The 16,947-nt window shown below is 72.7% G+C and carries 16 protein-coding genes and 1 riboswitch; of the genes, 9 read left to right on the forward strand and 7 right to left on the reverse strand.

What is annotated here, in order from left to right; translation table 11 throughout:
• Nucleotides 1–59: 59 nt before the first annotated feature.
• Nucleotides 60–1,007: a trypsin-like serine peptidase gene (locus ACH427_RS09500; protein ID WP_398868851.1), complete on the reverse strand. Its 948-nt coding sequence runs from the start codon at nucleotides 1,005–1,007 to the stop codon at nucleotides 60–62.
• 385 nt (nucleotides 1,008–1,392) lie between these two features.
• Here ACH427_RS09500 and ACH427_RS09505 point away from each other — a divergent pair, with 385 nt between their 5' ends.
• From ACH427_RS09505 to ACH427_RS09520, 4 genes are all read left to right on the forward strand, one after another.
• Nucleotides 1,393–1,878, forward strand: coding sequence for a helix-turn-helix domain-containing protein (locus ACH427_RS09505; RefSeq protein WP_398868852.1), 486 nt, complete (start codon nucleotides 1,393–1,395; stop codon nucleotides 1,876–1,878).
• Entirely contained in the window at nucleotides 1,875–2,513 is a 639-nt protein-coding gene (locus tag ACH427_RS09510) for a hypothetical protein (protein ID WP_398868853.1), read from the forward strand. Before ACH427_RS09505 ends, ACH427_RS09510 begins: the two co-directional genes overlap by 4 nt.
• The gene (locus ACH427_RS09515; protein WP_398868854.1) at nucleotides 2,506–3,717 is read left to right on the forward strand and encodes an MAB_1171c family putative transporter; all 1,212 of its coding nucleotides are present in this window, start codon (nucleotides 2,506–2,508) and stop codon (nucleotides 3,715–3,717) included. Before ACH427_RS09510 ends, ACH427_RS09515 begins: the two co-directional genes overlap by 8 nt.
• Nucleotides 3,718–4,044: 327 nt before the next feature.
• Entirely contained in the window at nucleotides 4,045–5,244 is a 1,200-nt protein-coding gene (locus ACH427_RS09520) for a cytochrome P450 (protein ID WP_398868855.1), read from the forward strand.
• 155 nt (nucleotides 5,245–5,399) lie between these two features.
• Here the strand turns inward: ACH427_RS09520 and ACH427_RS09525 are convergent, their stop codons facing one another.
• Nucleotides 5,400–6,005 carry a YIP1 family protein gene (locus ACH427_RS09525; RefSeq protein ID WP_398868856.1) on the reverse strand — a complete coding sequence of 202 codons (606 nt, stop codon included), beginning with the start codon at nucleotides 6,003–6,005 and terminating at the stop codon, nucleotides 5,400–5,402.
• A 74-nt stretch (nucleotides 6,006–6,079) separates the two neighbouring features.
• Nucleotides 6,080–7,648, reverse strand: coding sequence for an amino acid permease (locus tag ACH427_RS09530; protein ID WP_398868857.1), 1,569 nt, complete (start codon nucleotides 7,646–7,648; stop codon nucleotides 6,080–6,082).
• A gap of 177 nt (nucleotides 7,649–7,825) precedes the next feature.
• Nucleotides 7,826–8,045, forward strand: a riboswitch (cobalamin riboswitch).
• A 19-nt stretch (nucleotides 8,046–8,064) separates the two neighbouring features.
• Here ACH427_RS09530 and ACH427_RS09535 point away from each other — a divergent pair.
• The 3 genes from ACH427_RS09535 (at nucleotide 8,065) to ACH427_RS09545 (ending at nucleotide 10,834) form a co-directional block, all read left to right on the forward strand.
• Entirely contained in the window at nucleotides 8,065–9,207 is a 1,143-nt protein-coding gene (locus ACH427_RS09535) for a HoxN/HupN/NixA family nickel/cobalt transporter (protein ID WP_398868858.1), read from the forward strand.
• Between the two features lie 82 nt (nucleotides 9,208–9,289).
• Nucleotides 9,290–10,339 carry an NAD-dependent epimerase/dehydratase family protein gene (locus tag ACH427_RS09540; protein WP_398868859.1) on the forward strand — a complete coding sequence of 350 codons (1,050 nt, stop codon included), beginning with the start codon at nucleotides 9,290–9,292 and terminating at the stop codon, nucleotides 10,337–10,339.
• Nucleotides 10,340–10,411: 72 nt separating this feature from the next.
• Nucleotides 10,412–10,834: a YidB family protein gene (locus ACH427_RS09545; protein WP_398868907.1), complete on the forward strand. Its 423-nt coding sequence runs from the start codon at nucleotides 10,412–10,414 to the stop codon at nucleotides 10,832–10,834.
• A 37-nt stretch (nucleotides 10,835–10,871) separates the two neighbouring features.
• Here ACH427_RS09545 and ACH427_RS09550 read toward each other — a convergent pair whose 3' ends face one another.
• From ACH427_RS09550 to ACH427_RS09560, 3 genes are all read right to left on the reverse strand, one after another.
• Complete coding sequence (locus ACH427_RS09550) at nucleotides 10,872–11,537, reverse strand: methyltransferase domain-containing protein (RefSeq protein ID WP_398868860.1); 666 nt, start codon at nucleotides 11,535–11,537, stop codon at nucleotides 10,872–10,874.
• Nucleotides 11,534–12,304: a DUF2064 domain-containing protein gene (locus ACH427_RS09555; protein WP_398868861.1), complete on the reverse strand. Its 771-nt coding sequence runs from the start codon at nucleotides 12,302–12,304 to the stop codon at nucleotides 11,534–11,536. Before ACH427_RS09555 ends, ACH427_RS09550 begins: the two co-directional genes overlap by 4 nt.
• Nucleotides 12,305–12,866: 562 nt before the next feature.
• Nucleotides 12,867–13,571, reverse strand: coding sequence for a glycosyltransferase family 2 protein (locus ACH427_RS09560; RefSeq protein WP_398868862.1), 705 nt, complete (start codon nucleotides 13,569–13,571; stop codon nucleotides 12,867–12,869).
• Nucleotides 13,572–13,694: 123 nt separating this feature from the next.
• Here ACH427_RS09560 and ACH427_RS09565 point away from each other — a divergent pair, with 123 nt between their 5' ends.
• The gene (locus ACH427_RS09565) at nucleotides 13,695–14,423 is read left to right on the forward strand and encodes a response regulator transcription factor (RefSeq protein WP_398868863.1); all 729 of its coding nucleotides are present in this window, start codon (nucleotides 13,695–13,697) and stop codon (nucleotides 14,421–14,423) included.
• Nucleotides 14,416–15,525 (forward strand): sensor histidine kinase, encoded by a 1,110-nt coding sequence (locus ACH427_RS09570; protein WP_398868864.1) that lies wholly within the window; start codon nucleotides 14,416–14,418, stop codon nucleotides 15,523–15,525. The genes ACH427_RS09565 and ACH427_RS09570 overlap by 8 nt, the downstream gene beginning before the upstream one ends.
• A 430-nt stretch (nucleotides 15,526–15,955) precedes the next feature.
• Here ACH427_RS09570 and ACH427_RS09575 read toward each other — a convergent pair whose 3' ends face one another.
• Nucleotides 15,956–16,657: a hypothetical protein gene (locus tag ACH427_RS09575; protein WP_398868865.1), complete on the reverse strand. Its 702-nt coding sequence runs from the start codon at nucleotides 16,655–16,657 to the stop codon at nucleotides 15,956–15,958.
• Nucleotides 16,658–16,947 lie beyond the last annotated feature (290 nt).

The raw sequence follows: 16,947 nt of genomic DNA on the forward strand, positions 1-16,947 counted from the left end.
GGGCGCTCCGGCGTACGACGGCGTCCGTGGCCCTCCCGGCCACGGGCGCCGTCGGCGTCTCACCGGCCCGCGGGCGGGTCACCCTCGACCGCGTGCAGGTACAGGTCCAGCAGATCGTCGTCGAAGTACGAGCTGTACGAGATGTCGGGGGTGTCCCCGCCCGTGTGGTAGCCGCCGATGACACCGATCAGCAGATAGCCCGTCAGTTCCGGGACCAGGAAGGGGCCGCCCGACGTGCCGCCCACATAGCCCGCGCAGGCGATCTCCAGGAAGTCGCCCGGGGCCTTGGGGTCGGTGCTGGTGTAGCGGTGCGTGGACGAGGAACAGTCGATCGGCTTGGGGTACTTCGCGTCGCTGCTGCCCGGGTAGCCGATCAGGCGCACGTCGTGGTGGGTGTAGCCGGTGCCGATCGCGAAGTCGAAGCCGCCCACGGCGCTCTGCGCCTCGGTGCCGTCCGAGCGCGGGCCGAGCCGCACGACCGTGTAGTCCCAGCGCGCCCCGCCGTCCGTGCCCCGGTCGTAGTAGCGCTGGTCGATGTAGATGCTCTCGACGGGGAAGACGCCGTGCGGCTTGAGGCCGTCGTGGTACTGCGGCACGAACGACAGGTGCCGCTTGGGGTCGGGGGAGCGCAGGCAGTGGGCCGCGCTGATCACCAGGTCGTGATCGGGGCTGCGGACGACCGTGCCGCCGCAGAAGCGCCCGGTGTTCTTGCCGTCGGTCCAGAAGAACGTCCCCACCTGCGGCAGCCCGTCGAAGGGGTGGCTGGGCGGCACGCCGCCCCCCTCGGCCCGCTCCTCCGTCACCGCCGGGGGTGGCGGCGCCTGCTTGCCGGTCACCACCGGCAGCGCGGACGCCATCCGCTGCGGCGTCCAGTAGGCGTCGGCCGCGGCGGCGCCGGGCGGCGGCCCCGCGGCCGCCGCGAGGGTGCCGGGCACCACGGCGGTCGGCAGTCCGAGGAGCAGGGCGGCGGCGCCCCGAAGGGCGAGATGTCTCAGAAATCTGTTCATGAACGGATTCCTCTCGTTCGGCTCGCCTTTGTCCCGTATGAGGAGCCAGGGGTCCGAGTCGCGTGCGGGACGAGCGTGTCATCGTCCTACGGACCGCCGGAGGGAACGAGAGCCCGGCGCGCCGGGATTCACCGGTACGACCGGAACCGGCCACGTGTGTTCGGGTGTCGAGACCGCGTCCGGGGACGGGCCGGCCATGGGGAGCGGAACGCACCGGGGATTCGGGGTGAAGAACCGATATCAACTCGTGGTTAAGTCGTTCACGCAAGGAGAACACCGAGCGGACTAGTGTCAGGCGTTGTCCCGTGACAGGATGCTCCTCGTAGCCACCTCCGGCTTAACTGGCCGTGAGGTGACATGGGGACAGCTCGTGAGGACGGAGCAGATGGCAGTCGGGGGCGACAGGTCGGCAGGTGAGTTGGGCAGCCCGCTCGCGGAGCGGCTCAATTACCTGTTCGCGAACATGCATCCGCCGGGAGCGCCGTACACCAATGGTCACGTGGCCGACGAGATCAGCCGCGGGACCGAGCAGTACGGCGGGGTGCGGCTCACCGAGCAGTATCTGTCGATGCTGCGCAACGGCAGGCGTGCCAACCCCAGTCCGGACGTGCTGCGCGCTCTCGCGAAATTCTTCGCCGTGCCCGTGGGTTATCTGATGGGCGACCTCTCGGCCTCCCAGGCCGAGCGGGTGGAGGAGGAGGTCCGCTTCCTCGTCGCCATGAGGGATCAGCGCGTCCGCGCGATAGCCCTGCGCTCGGTGGGGCTGCCGCCCGAGGTCCAGGACAGCCTCAACACGATCATTGCCCAATTCCGGCAGCAGATGAATCTTCCGGCCGACCCGCCCGACGCGGGTGGTGAGGAGCGACCGTGACCGTCACGGCGGATGACCAGCTCTTCACCTACTGGCGGCGTACCGAGGACGAGGACGGTGCAGGCATGCGAGTGGGGCGCATACGACGCCGCTGCAAGCAGCTCATCCAGGAGCTCGCGCTGCCCGCGTCGACCGACCTGCACGGCCTGTGCCAGGTCGTCTCGCGCCGCGTCGGCCGGCCCATCCGCCTGATCCCGATGAGCCTGGACGGTGTCGTCTCGGGCATGACGGCCACCACCGACGACGCGTTCTGGGTCATCTACGAACAGAAGACCTCGCCCTGGCACCAGGTCCACATCGTGCTGCACGAGGTCGGCCACCTGCTGCTCGGCCACGACCAGGACCCGGCCGTCACCGAGGACGCCCTCAAGGTGTGGACGCCGTCGGTCGACGTGGCCACCGCCATGCGCCGGATGGGCCTGACCATGGGCCTCGCCCGGCACCACTGCTACGACAACCTCACCGAGCGCGAGACCGAGATCCTCGGCACCCTCCTCATGGAGAAGATCGTGCCGCCGCCGCCGGGCCAGGACGCGCCGCTGGAGGGGGAGGCCGCCGAGCTCGCGGCCTCGCTCGGCCCGGCGCTCCAGCACGTGCGCCAACAGCTCAGGGAAGGGGGCGTCACCGGTGTTTGACGTCCTCTATCTGACCTTCAGCGCCGTCGCCTGGGTCATCGTCGGCTACAAGACCCGCGCCTGGCTCCGCGACCGGGACAACGTGGACCTCGGGCTGACCGCCCTGACGATCTCGGGCGTCCCCGTCGTCTTCCTCTTCTCCGCGCCCAGCGTCTACCGCGCCTTCGACCGGCTGACCGGCGTGGCCAACCTGGCCATGGTCTTCCTCTACTCGGCCGTCGTGCTGTTCGCGTCCGGCGCCACGGTGCTGCTGCTGCGCTGGACCGGCCGGGGCGAGGAGCGGGCCCGGGCCCGGGCGGCGGCGCGCTCACGGTTCGCGGTCGCCGCCGTGTCCGTGGCGTGGGCGGCGGCCGTCGTCTGCTTCGCCGTCGGCAGGCCCGACTCCGTGGAGCACCCCCGCGACTTCAGCACGGCCTACGCCGACGCACCCGGAGTGGTCGCCTTCCTGGTGCTGTATCTGGCCATTTTCGGTGTGAGCCTCGCCGGGCTCGGCATGCTCTGCCCGCGCTACGCCACCCAACTGGGCCGGTCCTGGCTCTCCAAGGGCCTGCGCACGCTCGCCGCGGGCTGCTGGCTGGGCCTGCTGTACTGCCTGTGCAAGCTGATCGGATTCGTGCTGAGCTGGGGCGGCCACGAGGCGTACTGGCTGTCCAACGGCGTGGCCCCGATGAGCGCTTCGATCGCCGCGCTGCTCGTCCTCATCGGCTTCTCGCTGCCCGCCGCGGGCCCGCGGGTGGCCGCCTGGCGGCGGCTGCGCCGGCTCCAGCCGCTGTGGCAGGATGTCACCGCCCACGCCCCGGAGGTCACCCTCGTGGAGCGCCGCTGGGGCGGCCGCTGGCCGCTGGCGGACCTGGAGTGGCGGGCCAACCGGCAGATGGCCGAGATCCGGGACATCCAGCGCGGCATCCGGCGCCATGTCGAGGCGGCGACCTTGGACATCGCCCGGGAGAAGGCGAACGCCGCCGCCCTGGACGAGCGCGGCCTGGCCGCGGTGGTGGAGGCGGCGGCCCTGCGGCGGGGCCTGGCCAACCAGGTCACCGGCCATGTGCCGGCGCCGCACGCGGACAGTGTCGTGATCACCGTCAGCTCCGATCCGGCCGAGGAACACGAGCACCTGGCACGCGTCGCGGACGTCTACCGCGACCCGCTGGTGGAGTCCGTGCTCACCGAACTACGGGAGATTTGCGCGGCACGCCGTCCCTGACGGCGCGCGGCCCACAGACGAGGCGGCCCTGGACGGGGGTCAAGGCCGCCTGCGCCACAGGTCGGCGCCGGGTCCGTAGCGATACGGATCCGGCGTCGCCCGTGCGCGTTCCGCTGTTTGCGGGTGCTCGATGTCCCGGCTGAGGTTTCTCTGTCCCTGCGGGCCGGTTCGCCGCCTGCGGCGGGAGCGCCTGCGGGCGCGTCCTCAATCGCCGGACGGGCTTGTCGTGGCTGATGTGAGTGCTGACCGGACGGGCTGGATGTGGCCGATGTGAGTGGTGAACAGCCCGTGCCGGGCCTCGAATCCGTCCGTCTAGAGTCGTCTCTCATGCAGAACACCGCCTCCTTCGACGTCAACTCGTTGACCACCGATCCGTACGGCACCTACGCCAAGCTGCGCGAGGCCGGGCCCGTCCATAGAGTCACCGGCGCCGACGGCCGGCCCGCCTGGCTGGTGACCCGTTACGACGACGTGCGCCAGTGCCTCGCGGATCCCCGCCTGTCGCTGGACAAGCGCAACGCCAAGCCCGGCAACTACAGCGGCTTCTCGCTGCCTCCGGCGCTGGACGCGAACCTGCTGAACATGGACCCGCCCGACCACACCCGTGTGCGCCGCCTGGTGGTGAAGGCGTTCACCCCCGGCCGCGTCGACAAGCTCCGCGCCCCGGTGCGCCGGGTCGCCGACGAACTCCTCGACGCCGTCGAGGCCGACGGGCGCGCCGACCTCCTCGCCGCCTACGCCGGACCGCTGCCCATCATCGTCATCTGCGACCTGCTGGGCGTACCCAAGGAGGCCCGCCTGGACTTCCGCGCCTGGACCGACGCGATGATCGCGCCCGACCCCGAGCGGCCGCACCTGATGAAGGAGGCCGTCGGGAACCTGGTGCGCTTCTTCACCGGACTGATCGCGAGCAAGCGCGCCGAACCCGGCGACGACCTGCTCTCGGACCTGATCGCGGTCCGGGACGACGAGGACGGCGACGACCGGCTCTCCGAGGACGAACTCACCTCGCTCGCCTTCCTCATCCTCTTCGCCGGCTACGAGAACACCGTCCACCTCATCGCCAACTCCGTCCTCGCCCTCCTGGACCACCCGGCCCTGATGGAATCCTTGCGCTCGGATCCGGCCGGACTCGGCGCGGCGGTCGAGGAGTTCAACCGGTGGGACGGCCCTTCACCGCTGTCCATCCGGCGATTCCCGCTGGAGGACATCGAGATCGGCGGGGTCACGGTGCCCGCGGGCGAGACCGTGCTGCTCGCCATCGCCTCCGCCAATCGTGATCCTCGTCACTTCGCCGATCCGGAACGGCTGGATCCGAACCGTGATCGTTCCGGGCATCTGGCGCTGGGCCACGGCATCCACTACTGCCTGGGAGCGCCGCTGGCCAGGATGGAGACGGAAACGGCGCTGGCAGTGCTGCTGGAGCGGTTCCCCACTCTGGAACTCGGTGTTCCGCGTGAGGAGGTCAGGTGGCGGCCCTCGGTGCGGGCGCGTGGCTTGATTTCGCTCCCCGTGCAGTGGTCATAGAAAAAGCCGAACAGGTTTTTGATGCATGACCCATCCTTGATGAGGTAGAACTGTGCGTGAGCCCGCCCGGTGTGCATCCCCCGTCGCACCGGGCGGGCCTTCGACTTCCGCCACGGATCTCCTCCGTGCGCGACGGCCGCCACCGGGCCGGAGCCTCAGCCGCCGGCCGGGAACTTCAGCAGGGCCGTCGCCGCCAGCATCTGAATGCTCACCGCCGCCACCGCCTTGTGCGTCGGCAGGTGGTGCTGGCCCCGGATCAGCAGCGCGGAGAACGCGTAACCGAAGCCCGCGGTGATCCAGGCCGCCGCCCGCACGGGATAGGAACCGCCCGGCAGCCAGGCGTCGAGCGCCAGCCGTGGCAGGTCCGTCGCCCAGAAGATCACCACGAACAGGGTGACCGTCGGGCCGAACCTGCCGTTGCCGCCGAGCCTGCGGGCGATCGCGTGCGTGGCGACGCCCAGCAGCAGGCTGGCGAGGAGCAGAACACCGTCGGCGATGGCCACCGCCTCCAGGGCGAGTGTGGGGCTGACGCGCCACTGCGCCCGGAAGTCGCCCCTGCCCAGCGTCCCCAGCAGCCCGGCGACCAGGCACAGGAATGTCGCCGCACCCCAGACGCTGCGGTCCCGGGCCTCGTCGAGCACTTCGACCGGCCGGAACCACAGCCCGAATATGAGGCGGTGCCAGAGCAGTCTGCGCGGTGCCGCGCCCGGGGCGTGCGGTGAGGAGGCCGCGGGCGCGGAGGGTGAGGGGGTCACAGGCATGGATGCAATTTCTATCACCGAGCGGCCCGGCCACCGGTGGCCGGGCCGCCCGGCTCCGCGCCCATGAGGCGACGTCAGACCGGTTCCGGCGCCCTGGGATCGGTGTCGGCACCCGGGCCCGCGCCCGGCCCGGCGTCCGGGCCGGGGCCCGCGTCGGGGTCCGCTCCCGGGCCCGTGGAACCGTCGGGGTCGGCGCCCGCGCCTGGGTCGGGCGCGGGCAGGTACTCCTCGGAGATCTCGCGCGGGCCGAACGGCCACACCTTCTCGTGGCGCGCCCAGAGCACAAAGGCCACACAGCCCGCGGCCACCCAGGCGAGCGACCATTCGATGGGGTGCCGGCCGGGGGAGTTCTTGTCCGCGTAGCCGTAGATCACCAGCCAGCCCACGAGCGCCACCAGACTCGGCAGCGGGTAGAGCCACATGCGGTACGGGCGGAGCAGCCCCGGCTGCCGGCGGCGCAGCACCGACACCGCCACCACCTGGGCCAGTGCCTGGACGATCACCATCACGGTCGTGAGCAGCTGGATCAGCGTGGTGAGGTCCGTATGACGGCCGATCAGGAAGCCGATGCCGGTGATGACCCCCATCGACGCCAGGCTCAGCACGGGGAAGTGGTGGCGCGGGTGCAGGCGTCCGAAGGAGCGGAAGAAGACCTTGTCCCGCGCGGCGTCGTAGGGCACGCGGGAGCCGCCGAGGAGGCCGGTGAGGACGGAGGCGACGGCCGTGAGGAGGATCAGCGCCGTGACCGTCCGGGCCGCGCCCTTGCCCCAGGCCGTCTCCAGGACCGCGGAGGCCACGGAGGAGTGCGCGGTGGAGTTCTCGTCGAGCATCTGCTTCCAGTCGACGACCCCCAGCGTGCCGATCTGGAGCAGCAGATAGATCGCCATGATGCCGAGGATGGAGTAGATGATGGCGCGCGGCATCGTGCGCCCGGGGTTCTTGATCTCCGCGCCCATGTAGGCGGCGGTGTTGTAACCGAGGTAGTCGTAGATGCCGATGGTCAGGCCCGCCGCGAAGCCGATCCAGAAGTGATTGGTCGTCAGCTCGAAGGCGTGGGCCGGGTAGGTGAAGGCGCGGTGGGGGCTGAAGTGGGTGAACGCCGCGACGATGACGAGGACGACCGAGGCGATCATCACCGCCCACAGCACCACGGTGAGCCGCGCGATGTTCTCGACCCGCCGCCACAGCGCCGCGACGATGGCCACGATGACCGCGAGCCCCACGAGGTCCCCGGCGGTCTGTCCCATGCCCGGCCACAGATAGCCGAGATACTGCACGAAGCCGATGATCCCCGTCGACATGCCGAGCGGGATGAACAGCATGGCCGTCCACACGAACAGGAACGGCATCAGCTTCCCGCTGCGGTACTGGAACGCCTGCCGCAGATACACGTAACTGCCGCCCGCCCCCGGCAGCGATGCCCCCAGCTCCGCCCAGATCAGCCCGTCGGCGAGCGCCAGCAGTGCGCCCGCGACGAATCCGATCACCGCCTGCGGGCCGCCGAACGCCGTCACCATCAGGGGGATGGTGACGAAGGGTCCGATACCGCACATCTGGCTCATGTTGATGGTGGTGGCCTGGAACAGCCCGATCCGGCGTACGAATCCGACCCGGTGCTCCGGTCCCTGCCCGGTGTCCGCCATGGGTGTGCCCTCTCTCTGCCGGACGGGGTGACCCGTCAACTGCACTGGTAGCACCGGCCCGCGGGGCACGTCCAGCATCGGCGCTCCGGAACGGCGGGCGGGCCGTGAAAGCCCCGAGGAAGCTGTTGCCTGGCTATGGCAACTGCCACTTCTTTGCCACTTGTGCCGGTCAGGGCGTTAAGGTGGCCCGGCCGTGGTGCTCGGGAAGACCGGTGACGGACCCTCGTGGTCCCACCCCGGAGCGGCCCTCGCCACTGTGATCGGGGAGTTACCGTCCCGTTCCGCGCGCCTCCCACGGGCGCGTGGAGCCACTGGCCGCAGCCGGCTGCCGGGAAGGCAGGGGCGGGCGCGAGCGAACCCGTAAGCCAGGAGACCGGCCACGGCATCTCACGAGAAGATCCACGAGGTGCTGGAGCGTGACCCGCAAGATGACCCTGCCCACCCGAACCCCCGCCGGGCCCGCGGCCGGCGGCCCGCCCGCCTTCCGCTGGCGCCGCCAGGACACCGTCCGCACCGCCGGCCTCCTGGGCGTCATAGCCGCCCTGCACGTCGTCGCCTTCGGCGTGCTCTACCTGCTCGTCGTCCCCGACCACTACACCGTGGACTCCAAGGTCTACGGTGTCGGGCTCGGCGTCACCGCCTACACCCTCGGCATGCGGCACGCCTTCGACGCCGACCACATCGCCGCCATCGACAACACCACCCGCAAGCTGATGGCCGACGGCAAGCGCCCGGTCTCGGTCGGCTTCTGGTTCGCCCTCGGCCACTCCAGTGTGGTTGTCGTCATGGCGGCGCTGGTGGCGGGCGGCACTCAGCTCGCCGGGAAGCTGATGGACGAGGACTCCACCACCCACCAGACCCTCGGCGTCGTCGGCACGTCGGTCTCCGGCGGCTTCCTCTACCTCATCGCCGCCCTCAACCTCGTCGCCCTCGCGGGCATCCTGCGCATCTTCCGCGCGATGCGCGAGGGCCGTTACGACGAGGCCGAGCTGGAGCAGCACCTGGACTCGCGCGGCTTCATGAACCGCGTCCTCGGCCGCTTCACCCGCTCCATCACCCGCCCGGGCCAGATGTACCCCCTGGGCTTCCTCTTCGGCCTCGGCTTCGACACGGCCACCGAGGTCACCCTCATGGTGATGGCGGGCAGCGGCGCGGCCGCCGGGCTGCCCTGGTACGCGATCCTGTGCCTGCCGCTGCTGTTCGCCGCCGGGATGAGCCTCTTCGACACCCTCGACGGCACGTTCATGAACTTCGCCTACCAGTGGGCGTTCTCCAACCCCGTCCGCAAGGTCTACTACAACCTCACCATCACCGGCCTGTCGATCGCCGTGGCCTTCCTCATCGGCACCATCGAGCTGGTCACCGTGCTGCACGACAAGCTCGGCATGAACGACGGGGTCACCGGCTGGATCTCCGGCCTCAACCTCGACAACGTCGGCTTCGTCATCGTCGGCCTCTTCGTGGTGGTCTGGGCGGCGGCGCTCGCCTACTGGCGGTTCGGCAAGGTCGAGCAGCGCTGGGCGGCGCGCGCGGCCACGGCCACGAGCGAGACGGGCTGACGGCCGGCGCGGTTCTTACGGACCGGTGACGGGGCGGCGCCGGAACGGGCGCCCCGCGGCCCGCGCCCCTAACGTCGAGGCCATGCGCGTACTCGTCACCGGAGGCGCGGGCTTCATCGGCTCGCACATCGTCACCGCACTCACCGACCGCGGCCACCGGCCCGTCGTCCTCGACGCCCTGCTGCCCGCGGCCCACCCCGAGGCACCGCCCCGGCCCGCCGGCGTCGAGTGGACCGGCGCCGACCTCCGCGACCGCGCGGCCGTGGCCGGTGCGCTGCCCGGCATCGACGCCGTCTGCCACCAGGCCGCGATGGTCGGCCTCGGCAAGGACTTCGCCGACGCGCCCGCCTACGTGGGCTGCAACGACCTCGGCACGGCCGTGCTCCTCGCGGAGATGGCCGCCGCGGGCGTACGCCGCCTGGTCCTCGCCGGCTCCATGGTCGTCTACGGCGAGGGCCACTACGTGTGCCCCCGGCACGGCGTGGTGCGCCCCGGCCCGAGGGCGGCCGCGGACCTCGACGCCGGGCACTACGAACCCCACTGCCCGCGCTGCGGCCGGGAACTGACGCCGGGCCTCGTCGACGAGGACGCGCCCGCCGACCCCCGCAACGTCTACGCGACGACCAAGCTGGCCCAGGAACACCTGGCCGCCGCCTGGGCCCGCGCCACCGGCGGCACGGCGGTGTCCCTGCGCTACCACAACGTCTACGGCCCCGGCATGCCCCGCGACACCCCGTACGCGGGCGTCGCCTCCTTCTTCCGCTCCTCGCTCGCCCGCGGCGAGGGCCCCCGCGTCTTCGAGGACGGCCGCCAGCGGCGCGACTTCGTGCACGTACGGGACGTGGCCGCGGCGAACGCCCTAGCCCTGGAACACCTCGACAGCCGCCCCGCGGGCACCCTGCGCGCATACAACTGCGGCAGCGACACCCCGCACACCATCGGCGAGATGGCCGCCACCCTGGCCGCCGCGCACGGCGGACCGGCGCCCGTCGTCACGGGCGAGTACCGGCTCGGCGACGTCCGCCACATCACCGCGTCGTCGCGGCGCCTGCGCGAGGAGCTGGGCTGGCGCGCCGAGGTCGGTTTCACGGAAGGAATGGCCGAGTTCGCGCGGGCGCCGCAGCGCGCCTGACCATGGCTGCGTACGAGTGAACATCCCGTCATCCCGGGCCGGATCCGCCGTCCCGGGATAGATGGATGGCATATCGGTGCGCTTCCGGGAAAGGCGGCAGACATGGCGGACAACGATCTGGGGACCCTGCTCGGCGGGCTGCTCGGCGGCAGCAAGGAAGGCTCTCTGCTGGGCTCGCTGCTCGGCGCGCTCGGCAGCGGGGGAGGGGAGTCGCTCTCCGGCCTGTTGCAGCAGCTCCAGGAGGGCGGTCTCGGCGGCAAGACCGATTCCTGGGTGGGCACCGGGCCCAACGCGGAGCTCAGCGGCCCGGAAGTGGCGCAGGCCCTGCCCTATCAGGCGCTCGACCACGTCGCCCAGAAGGCGGGCGTCACCCCGGAGGAAGCGGCGGACCAGCTGGCCCGGGTGATTCCGCGGGCGGTCGACAAACTGACCCCCGGGGGTGAGGTCCCCCAGGGGTCCCTGGAGGAAGTGATCGCCCACCACCAGGGCGGCTGACCCGGGGGCCCGCTCGCCGCGGCCGCGGCCCGCCGCGTCAGAGCCGCAGCGCCGCGAACGAACGGTCCGCCGACTCCCAGCGGTCCGCCATCCGCCACCCCACCGCGTCCGCGTGCCGCAGCAGCGCGGTCATCCCCACCCGCGCCCAGGGGAACGCCGGCCCCAGCCGGCCCCGGCCGTCGTCCACCCGCACCCGTACCCGCTCGTCGACGTCCGCCGCCGCGGCCTCGACGAGGAGGAGCCCGCGCGGCGCGGTGATGGCGGCGACGCGGGCCAGGAGGGCGCGGGGGTCACCGCCGATCCCGATGTTCCCGTCGAGGAGCAGCGCCGTGCCCCAACGCCCCTCGCCCGGAAGGGGGTTGAACACCGACCGGCACAGCGCCGAGCCTCCCGTGCGGCGGGTGCGGGCGACGGCCGCCGGGCTCACGTCGACGCCGAGCGCCGGGCGGCCGAGCGCGGCCAGGGCGGCGACGAGACGGCCGGGGCCGCAGCCGATATCGATGACCTCGCCCTCGCAGCGGTCGAGCACGGTCATGTCGGCGGCGTCCGCGTCGGCGCACCAGCGCTCCACTTCCAGGGGCAGCAGCCAGCCGTCCGCGCGGCGCAGGAAGAGCGGGCCGCGGCCGACATGGACGGCGTCGGCGTACGGGTCGGAGCTCCAGGCGCCGGTGGACCGGCCCACGGTGAGTTCGCCGAGGGTCACCGGGCGGCCCCGGCCGCGACGGCCGCCGCGAAGAGTCCGTGCGGTGCCGCGGCCGCGACCTGGGCCACGTCCTCGGCGGTGTCCACGTCGCGGAGTTCGGGCAGGTCGCGCACGACGAGCCCGGCCTCGGTGAGACGGCGCCGCTGGACGGCCCCGGTGCGGGCCGTGGACATGGGGACGCCACGCAGCAGACCGGGCCGGGGCTCCGCCAGGCCGAGCGCCCAGAACCCGCCGTCGGCGGCCGGGCCGAACCACGCGTCGCACCCGCGCCACGCGTCGTCCGCCAGCGCCGGGGCCAGCAGCGCGGGGGTGACCTGCGGGGTGTCCATGCCGATGAGCAGCGCGGGCCCCGCGCACCCGGCGAAGGCGGCCGCGAGCCGCTCGTCGAGCCCGCCCGCGCACTGCGGCACGACGTCGAACCCGGGAGGCAGCCACCGCCCGGCCCGCCCGTCGAGGACGAGGACGCGCCGCCGCGCGGGCATGGCGAGCACGGCCCGCAAGGTGTCGGCGAGCGCCGCCTCGGCGATCCGCGCCGCCAGCTCCGGGCTGTACGGCGGCGTGAGCCGCGTCTTCACCCGCCCGGGCAGCGGCTCCTTGGCGATGACGAGAAGGGTGGTGGGCCCGACGGGAGACTGCCGGACGGCACGGGGGCCGGGCCGGGCGGGCGCGTGATGCCGCCAGGGGGCGCCCGGGGTGGTGGGCTGATACGGGGCGTGGGGCCGGGCCGAGGTGCCTGGAGCCGTCGGTTGTCCAGGGGTTGGGTTCATGGAGTCGTGACCGCCTTACTGGTGAGAGCCGTCCGCGGGACGCTTCGCGTGCTGTCCGCCTTCGACGGGGTGCCCCGCCGCCGGAGGCCGAGGGGCGTGTTCGTGGGGCTGCCGGCGGGACGCCCCGCGGGGTGCGGGCCGCGTGCCGGGTGCTCTTCGACGGGGCGGTCCGGTGTCGTCCGTTCGGGGGGTGTGCCGAGGGGGCCGCGGGCGCCGTCCCCGGGGTGCCTCGTGTGCCGCGGGCCGGGGGCCGGGTGGTGGCTGCTGGCGACGGGGCGGTCCGGTGCCCGGTGCCCGGGGAGCGTGCCGAGGGGACCGTGGTCTCGGTCCCCGTGGGCGCCGTCCGCAGGGCGCTTCGTGCGTTGTGGGCCGGGGGCCGGGTGGTGGCTGCTGGCGACGGGGCGGTCCGGCGCAGTCCGTTCAGCGGGTGCGCCCATGGCGCCGCGAGCTCCGCCCCCGTGGCAGCCGTCCGCGGGAGACCAGGCGCGTCGTACGCCGTAGGCCAGGTGCGGGCCGCTCCCGCCGGCGGGGCGGTCCGGTGTCAGCCGTTCGAGGGGAGCGTTCACGTGGCCTCCGTACCCGTGGGCGCCGTCCGCAGGACACCCCGCATGTCGTGGACCGCGCGCCACGTGCCGCGCCAGGTGCCGGTCACCTTCGACGCGCCCGTGCGGGGGCGGTACGGGACGTCCGTCTCGGTCACCCGCCAGCCCGCGTCGCAGGCGCGGACGACCATCTCCAGCGGATAGCCGCTGCGGCGGTCCGTCAGACCGAGGCCGAGCAGGGCCTCACGGCGCGCGACGCGCAGAGGGCCGAGGTCGCGCAGGCGCAGGCCCGTACGCCGGTGGAGCAGGCGGGCCAGGGCGGCGTTGCCGAGGCGGGCGTGCAGCGGCCAGGCGCCACGGCCCTCGGGGCGGCGGCGGCCCAGCACGAGGTCGGCGGCGCCGGAGCGGACGGCCGCCGCCATGGCGGGCAGCAGTCCGGGGTCGAGGGAGGCGTCGCAGTCGCAGAAGGCCACGAGTTCCGCGTCGGCGGCCCGCAGCCCGGCGTGGCACGCGGCGCCGAAGCCGCGCCTGGGCTCGTGGACGACGGTGGCCCCGAGCGAGCGGGCCACGTCCGCCGACCCGTCGGTGGAGCCGTTGTCGACGACGACGGCCCGCCACCCGGCGGGGATGCGGGCCAGGACCCAGGGGAGCGCGGCGGCTTCGTCGAGGCAGGGGAGGACGACATCCACGCGGTCGGCGCGCGAGGTCGCGGTCTGGTCTGTCACGCTGTTCACCCTACGGAGAGAATTCCGGCATTTCGGGCCTCGTGTCCTTACGAAACGCGGACATCGCCCGGCCCGCGACCGGAGCCGTCCGGCGCTCCCCGCCCGGCGTGCGACGCTTGCGGCATGCACACCGCACCCCCCGCCCGCGTGCTCGTCGTGGACGACGACCCGACCGTCGCCGAGGTTGTGGCCGGCTACCTCGACCGGGCCGGCCTCGCCGTGGACCGGGCCGCCGACGGCCCCGGCGCGCTGGAGAAGGCCGCCGCCTTCCGTCCCGACCTGGTCGTGCTCGACCTGATGCTGCCCGGCATGGACGGCCTGGAGGTGTGCCGCCGGCTGCGCGCCGCAGGACCGGTCGCGGTGATCATGCTGACGGCGCGCGGTGACGAGGACGACCGCATCCTCGGCCTCGAACTCGGCGCGGACGACTATGTGACCAAGCCCTTCAGCCCCCGCGAGCTGGTGCTGCGCGTCGAGTCCGTCCTGCGCCGCGCCCAGGTGCGCGCCGCAGCGGGGCCCGCCTTGGCGCCCCCGCTGCGGGCGGCCGGGCTCACCCTCGACCCGGTGGCCCGCAGGGCGACGAAGGACGGCGTCGAACTCGCCCTCACCGTAAGGGAATTCGATCTCCTCGCGTTCCTGCTGCGCCACCCGGGCCGGGCCTGCGGGCGCGAGGAGCTGATGCGCGAGGTGTGGGGCTGGGAATTCGGCGACCTGTCGACGGTGACCGTGCACGTACGGCGGCTGCGCAGCAAGGTCGAGGACGACCCCGCCCGGCCCCGCCTCATCCAGACCGTCTGGGGCGTCGGCTACCGCTTCGAGGTCCCCGCGGAAGGCGGGCCCGGCCATGCGTGACGTCCTGCTCATGGCCCTCTTCGCCTTCCTCGGCGCCGCGGCCGCCGGGCTGCTGGGCGCGGTCGCGCTCCGCGCGCTGCGCCACCGCTCCGTCGCGGTCTCGCTGACGGTGGTGGCGGCCGTGTCGGTGACGGCCATGCTGGCCGGGACGCTCGCCGTGGCCTGGGCGATGTTCCTGTCGTCGCACGACCTGACCGTCGTCACGACCGTCTGCGCCATGGCCGCCGTCGTCTCGCTCGCGACGGCGCTGCTGCTGGGCCGCTGGGTGGTGGCCCGCAGCAACGCCCTGACCCGCGCGGCCCGTTCCTTCGGCGACGACGGCAGCTTCGCCGCCCCCGGGGGCGGCGCCACCGCGGAACTCGCCGAACTCGGCCGCGAACTGGCCGCCACCAGCGAGCGCCTGGCCCGCTCCCGGGAACGCGAGAAAGCGCTGGAGACCTCGCGCCGGGAACTCGTCGCCTGGATCTCGCACGATCTGCGGACCCCGCTCGCCGGGCTGCGCGCCATGTCCGAGGCGCTGGAGGACGGGATGGCCGAGGACCCCCAGCGCTACTTCCGCCAGATCCGGCACGAGGTGGACCGGCTCAACTCCATGGTCGGCGACCTCTTCGAGCTCTCCCGCATCCACGCGGGCGCCCTGCCGCTGTGCCCGAGCCGGATGTCGGTGTACGACCTGGTCGGCGACGCGCTCGCCGGGGCGGGACCGCTCGCCCGCGAACACGGCGTGCGCCTCGTCGGCGACCGGGTCGACGCGGTCCCCGTCGAGGTCGACGGCAAGGAGATGACACGCGTCCTCGGCAACCTCCTCGTCAACGCGATCCACCGCACCCCCGAGGACGGGACGGTCGCGGTGGCCGCGCGGCGGGAGGCGGACACGGTGGTGCTGTCCGTGACGGACGGCTGCGGCGGCATCCCGGAGGACGACCTCCCCCGGGTCTTCGACACGGGCTGGCGGGGCTCGGCCGCGCGTACGCCTCCGGCGGGGGCGGGGCTGGGCCTCGCGATCGTCCGGGGGATCGTGGAGGCACACGCGGGGCGGGCGACGGTGCGCAACGTCCCTGGGGGCTGCCGGTTCGAGGTGGTCCTGCCGGCGGCTGTCTGAACCGAGCTCTCGCCTGCGGCGGGCCTTTTCCCCGGCCCCGCCCCTTCCCGTGGGGTTACGGGGGCGCGGGCGCCCGGCTGAACGGGAAGGAGCCCCGTTCACGCGCCTCGGGGAGGAACGCACAGGCGCGGCAGTCAGGGGCCTAGGCTTCGGCGCCATGGCGGAGGCTTACGTCACCGGCGACGAGCACCCGGCATGCGGGATCTGCCCGTCGCGCCGCTTCCCTCTTGGAGCCTTCGACGTATTCGAGCGCCCCTCGCGCGATTGCCCGTTCCATCCCGTTGACGGACACAGATACACGGCTGACGGTGTGCCCGTGTGCGTGCACCCGGAGAAGGTGGGCATCCCAGCGGGCAGGTACAAGACCGATGACTTGCCCCTGGCCATGAACCTCGCCTTGCCGAGGGACGCTGCCGAACTGGACTCGTACCTACGCGACGTCATGCGCAGCGCAGCGCCGGAAGTGCTCGAATCGGTGATCGAGCAAGCCGCCATCGAGATTCCCCGTACCTTCCCGGAAGTAGACGTCATCACGGCGCTGCGCCGCGCACTCGGCTAGCTCGCCGTGGCGAAGCCCAGGGGCGAACCTGCGTCCGCCTTCGAAGATTCCCAACGGCTCGTACGTCTTGATGGCGGCAGCGCGCCGCTTCTCGGTCTCGTCCTTGCCGATCCGGAAGCGCTCGTTCACCGGTCCCCACGCGGCCCGGTAGACCTGGTGTGTGTAGTCGCCGTGGTCCCAGCCGCCGATATCCTCGCGGTCCGTGGCATGGACGAACGTGATCCCGGTCCGCTCCTGGACACGGCTCAGCACGGTGAACTGAGCGGCAAGGGCGTGAATCATCTCATCCACGGGGACAGGGACTGGAATCTCTGCCGCGTACTCGTCGCCGTCCGTCCCGACGTCGAAGCCGTCGACGAGCGCATAGCCCGTGAAGCTCCGCCAGTCCTTGTCGTACTTGGCGCACCCGGTGCGCAGACGCTCGAACTCCGGATCGGCCTCAAGTGCCGAGAGGATCTCTCGTGCCCGCGCGGACACCACTTGACCGTCGGCGGCCTGCGGCATGGGCAGACCGGCCGGCACCTGCCGCAGCCGGGGCACGTCGACGTTCCCGCGATTCAATGCGTCGTACATCGCGCCGTGTCCCACCGGCGCTCGGCCACCAGCGTCAGGGCCCCGGCGCCGTCACCCGCGGGCGGGCCAACCATACGTAAGGGCTCACCACGTCCCGCAGAACAACGTAGGGAAGCGCGACGGCTTCGCGAACACTTCCCCAGGACCGGCACCGGACAGCGGACTCACCTGCACGGTCTTCGTCTTGATCGGTGCACCTTGGCCGGAGCACGTGATCGGACGAAGGTCGTCCCAGCGTCCTGCTAACACCCACGTGAGCAGCCTGGTCCGAGGGCCATTTCGGCCTCTCG

This window comes from Streptomyces sp. NPDC020379 (genome assembly GCF_044387105.1).
GTDB lineage: Bacteria > Actinomycetota > Actinomycetes > Streptomycetales > Streptomycetaceae > Streptomyces.

Bases quoted from the DNA above. Each gene is read 5' to 3' on its own strand.
- ACH427_RS09500 (WP_398868851.1), bottom strand. From the start codon at position 1,007: ATGAACAGATTTCTGAGACATCTCGCCCTTCGGGGCGCCGCCGCCCTG.
- ACH427_RS09505 (WP_398868852.1), top strand. From the start codon at position 1,393: ATGGCAGTCGGGGGCGACAGGTCGGCAGGTGAGTTGGGCAGCCCGCTC.
- ACH427_RS09520 (WP_398868855.1), top strand. From the start codon at position 4,045: ATGCAGAACACCGCCTCCTTCGACGTCAACTCGTTGACCACCGATCCG.
- ACH427_RS09525 (WP_398868856.1), bottom strand. From the start codon at position 6,005: ATGCCTGTGACCCCCTCACCCTCCGCGCCCGCGGCCTCCTCACCGCAC.
- ACH427_RS09530 (WP_398868857.1), bottom strand. From the start codon at position 7,648: ATGGCGGACACCGGGCAGGGACCGGAGCACCGGGTCGGATTCGTACGC.
- ACH427_RS09540 (WP_398868859.1), top strand. From the start codon at position 9,290: ATGCGCGTACTCGTCACCGGAGGCGCGGGCTTCATCGGCTCGCACATC.
- ACH427_RS09555 (WP_398868861.1), bottom strand. From the start codon at position 12,304: ATGAACCCAACCCCTGGACAACCGACGGCTCCAGGCACCTCGGCCCGG.
- ACH427_RS09565 (WP_398868863.1), top strand. From the start codon at position 13,695: ATGCACACCGCACCCCCCGCCCGCGTGCTCGTCGTGGACGACGACCCG.
- ACH427_RS09570 (WP_398868864.1), top strand. From the start codon at position 14,416: ATGCGTGACGTCCTGCTCATGGCCCTCTTCGCCTTCCTCGGCGCCGCG.
- ACH427_RS09575 (WP_398868865.1), bottom strand. From the start codon at position 16,657: ATGTACGACGCATTGAATCGCGGGAACGTCGACGTGCCCCGGCTGCGG.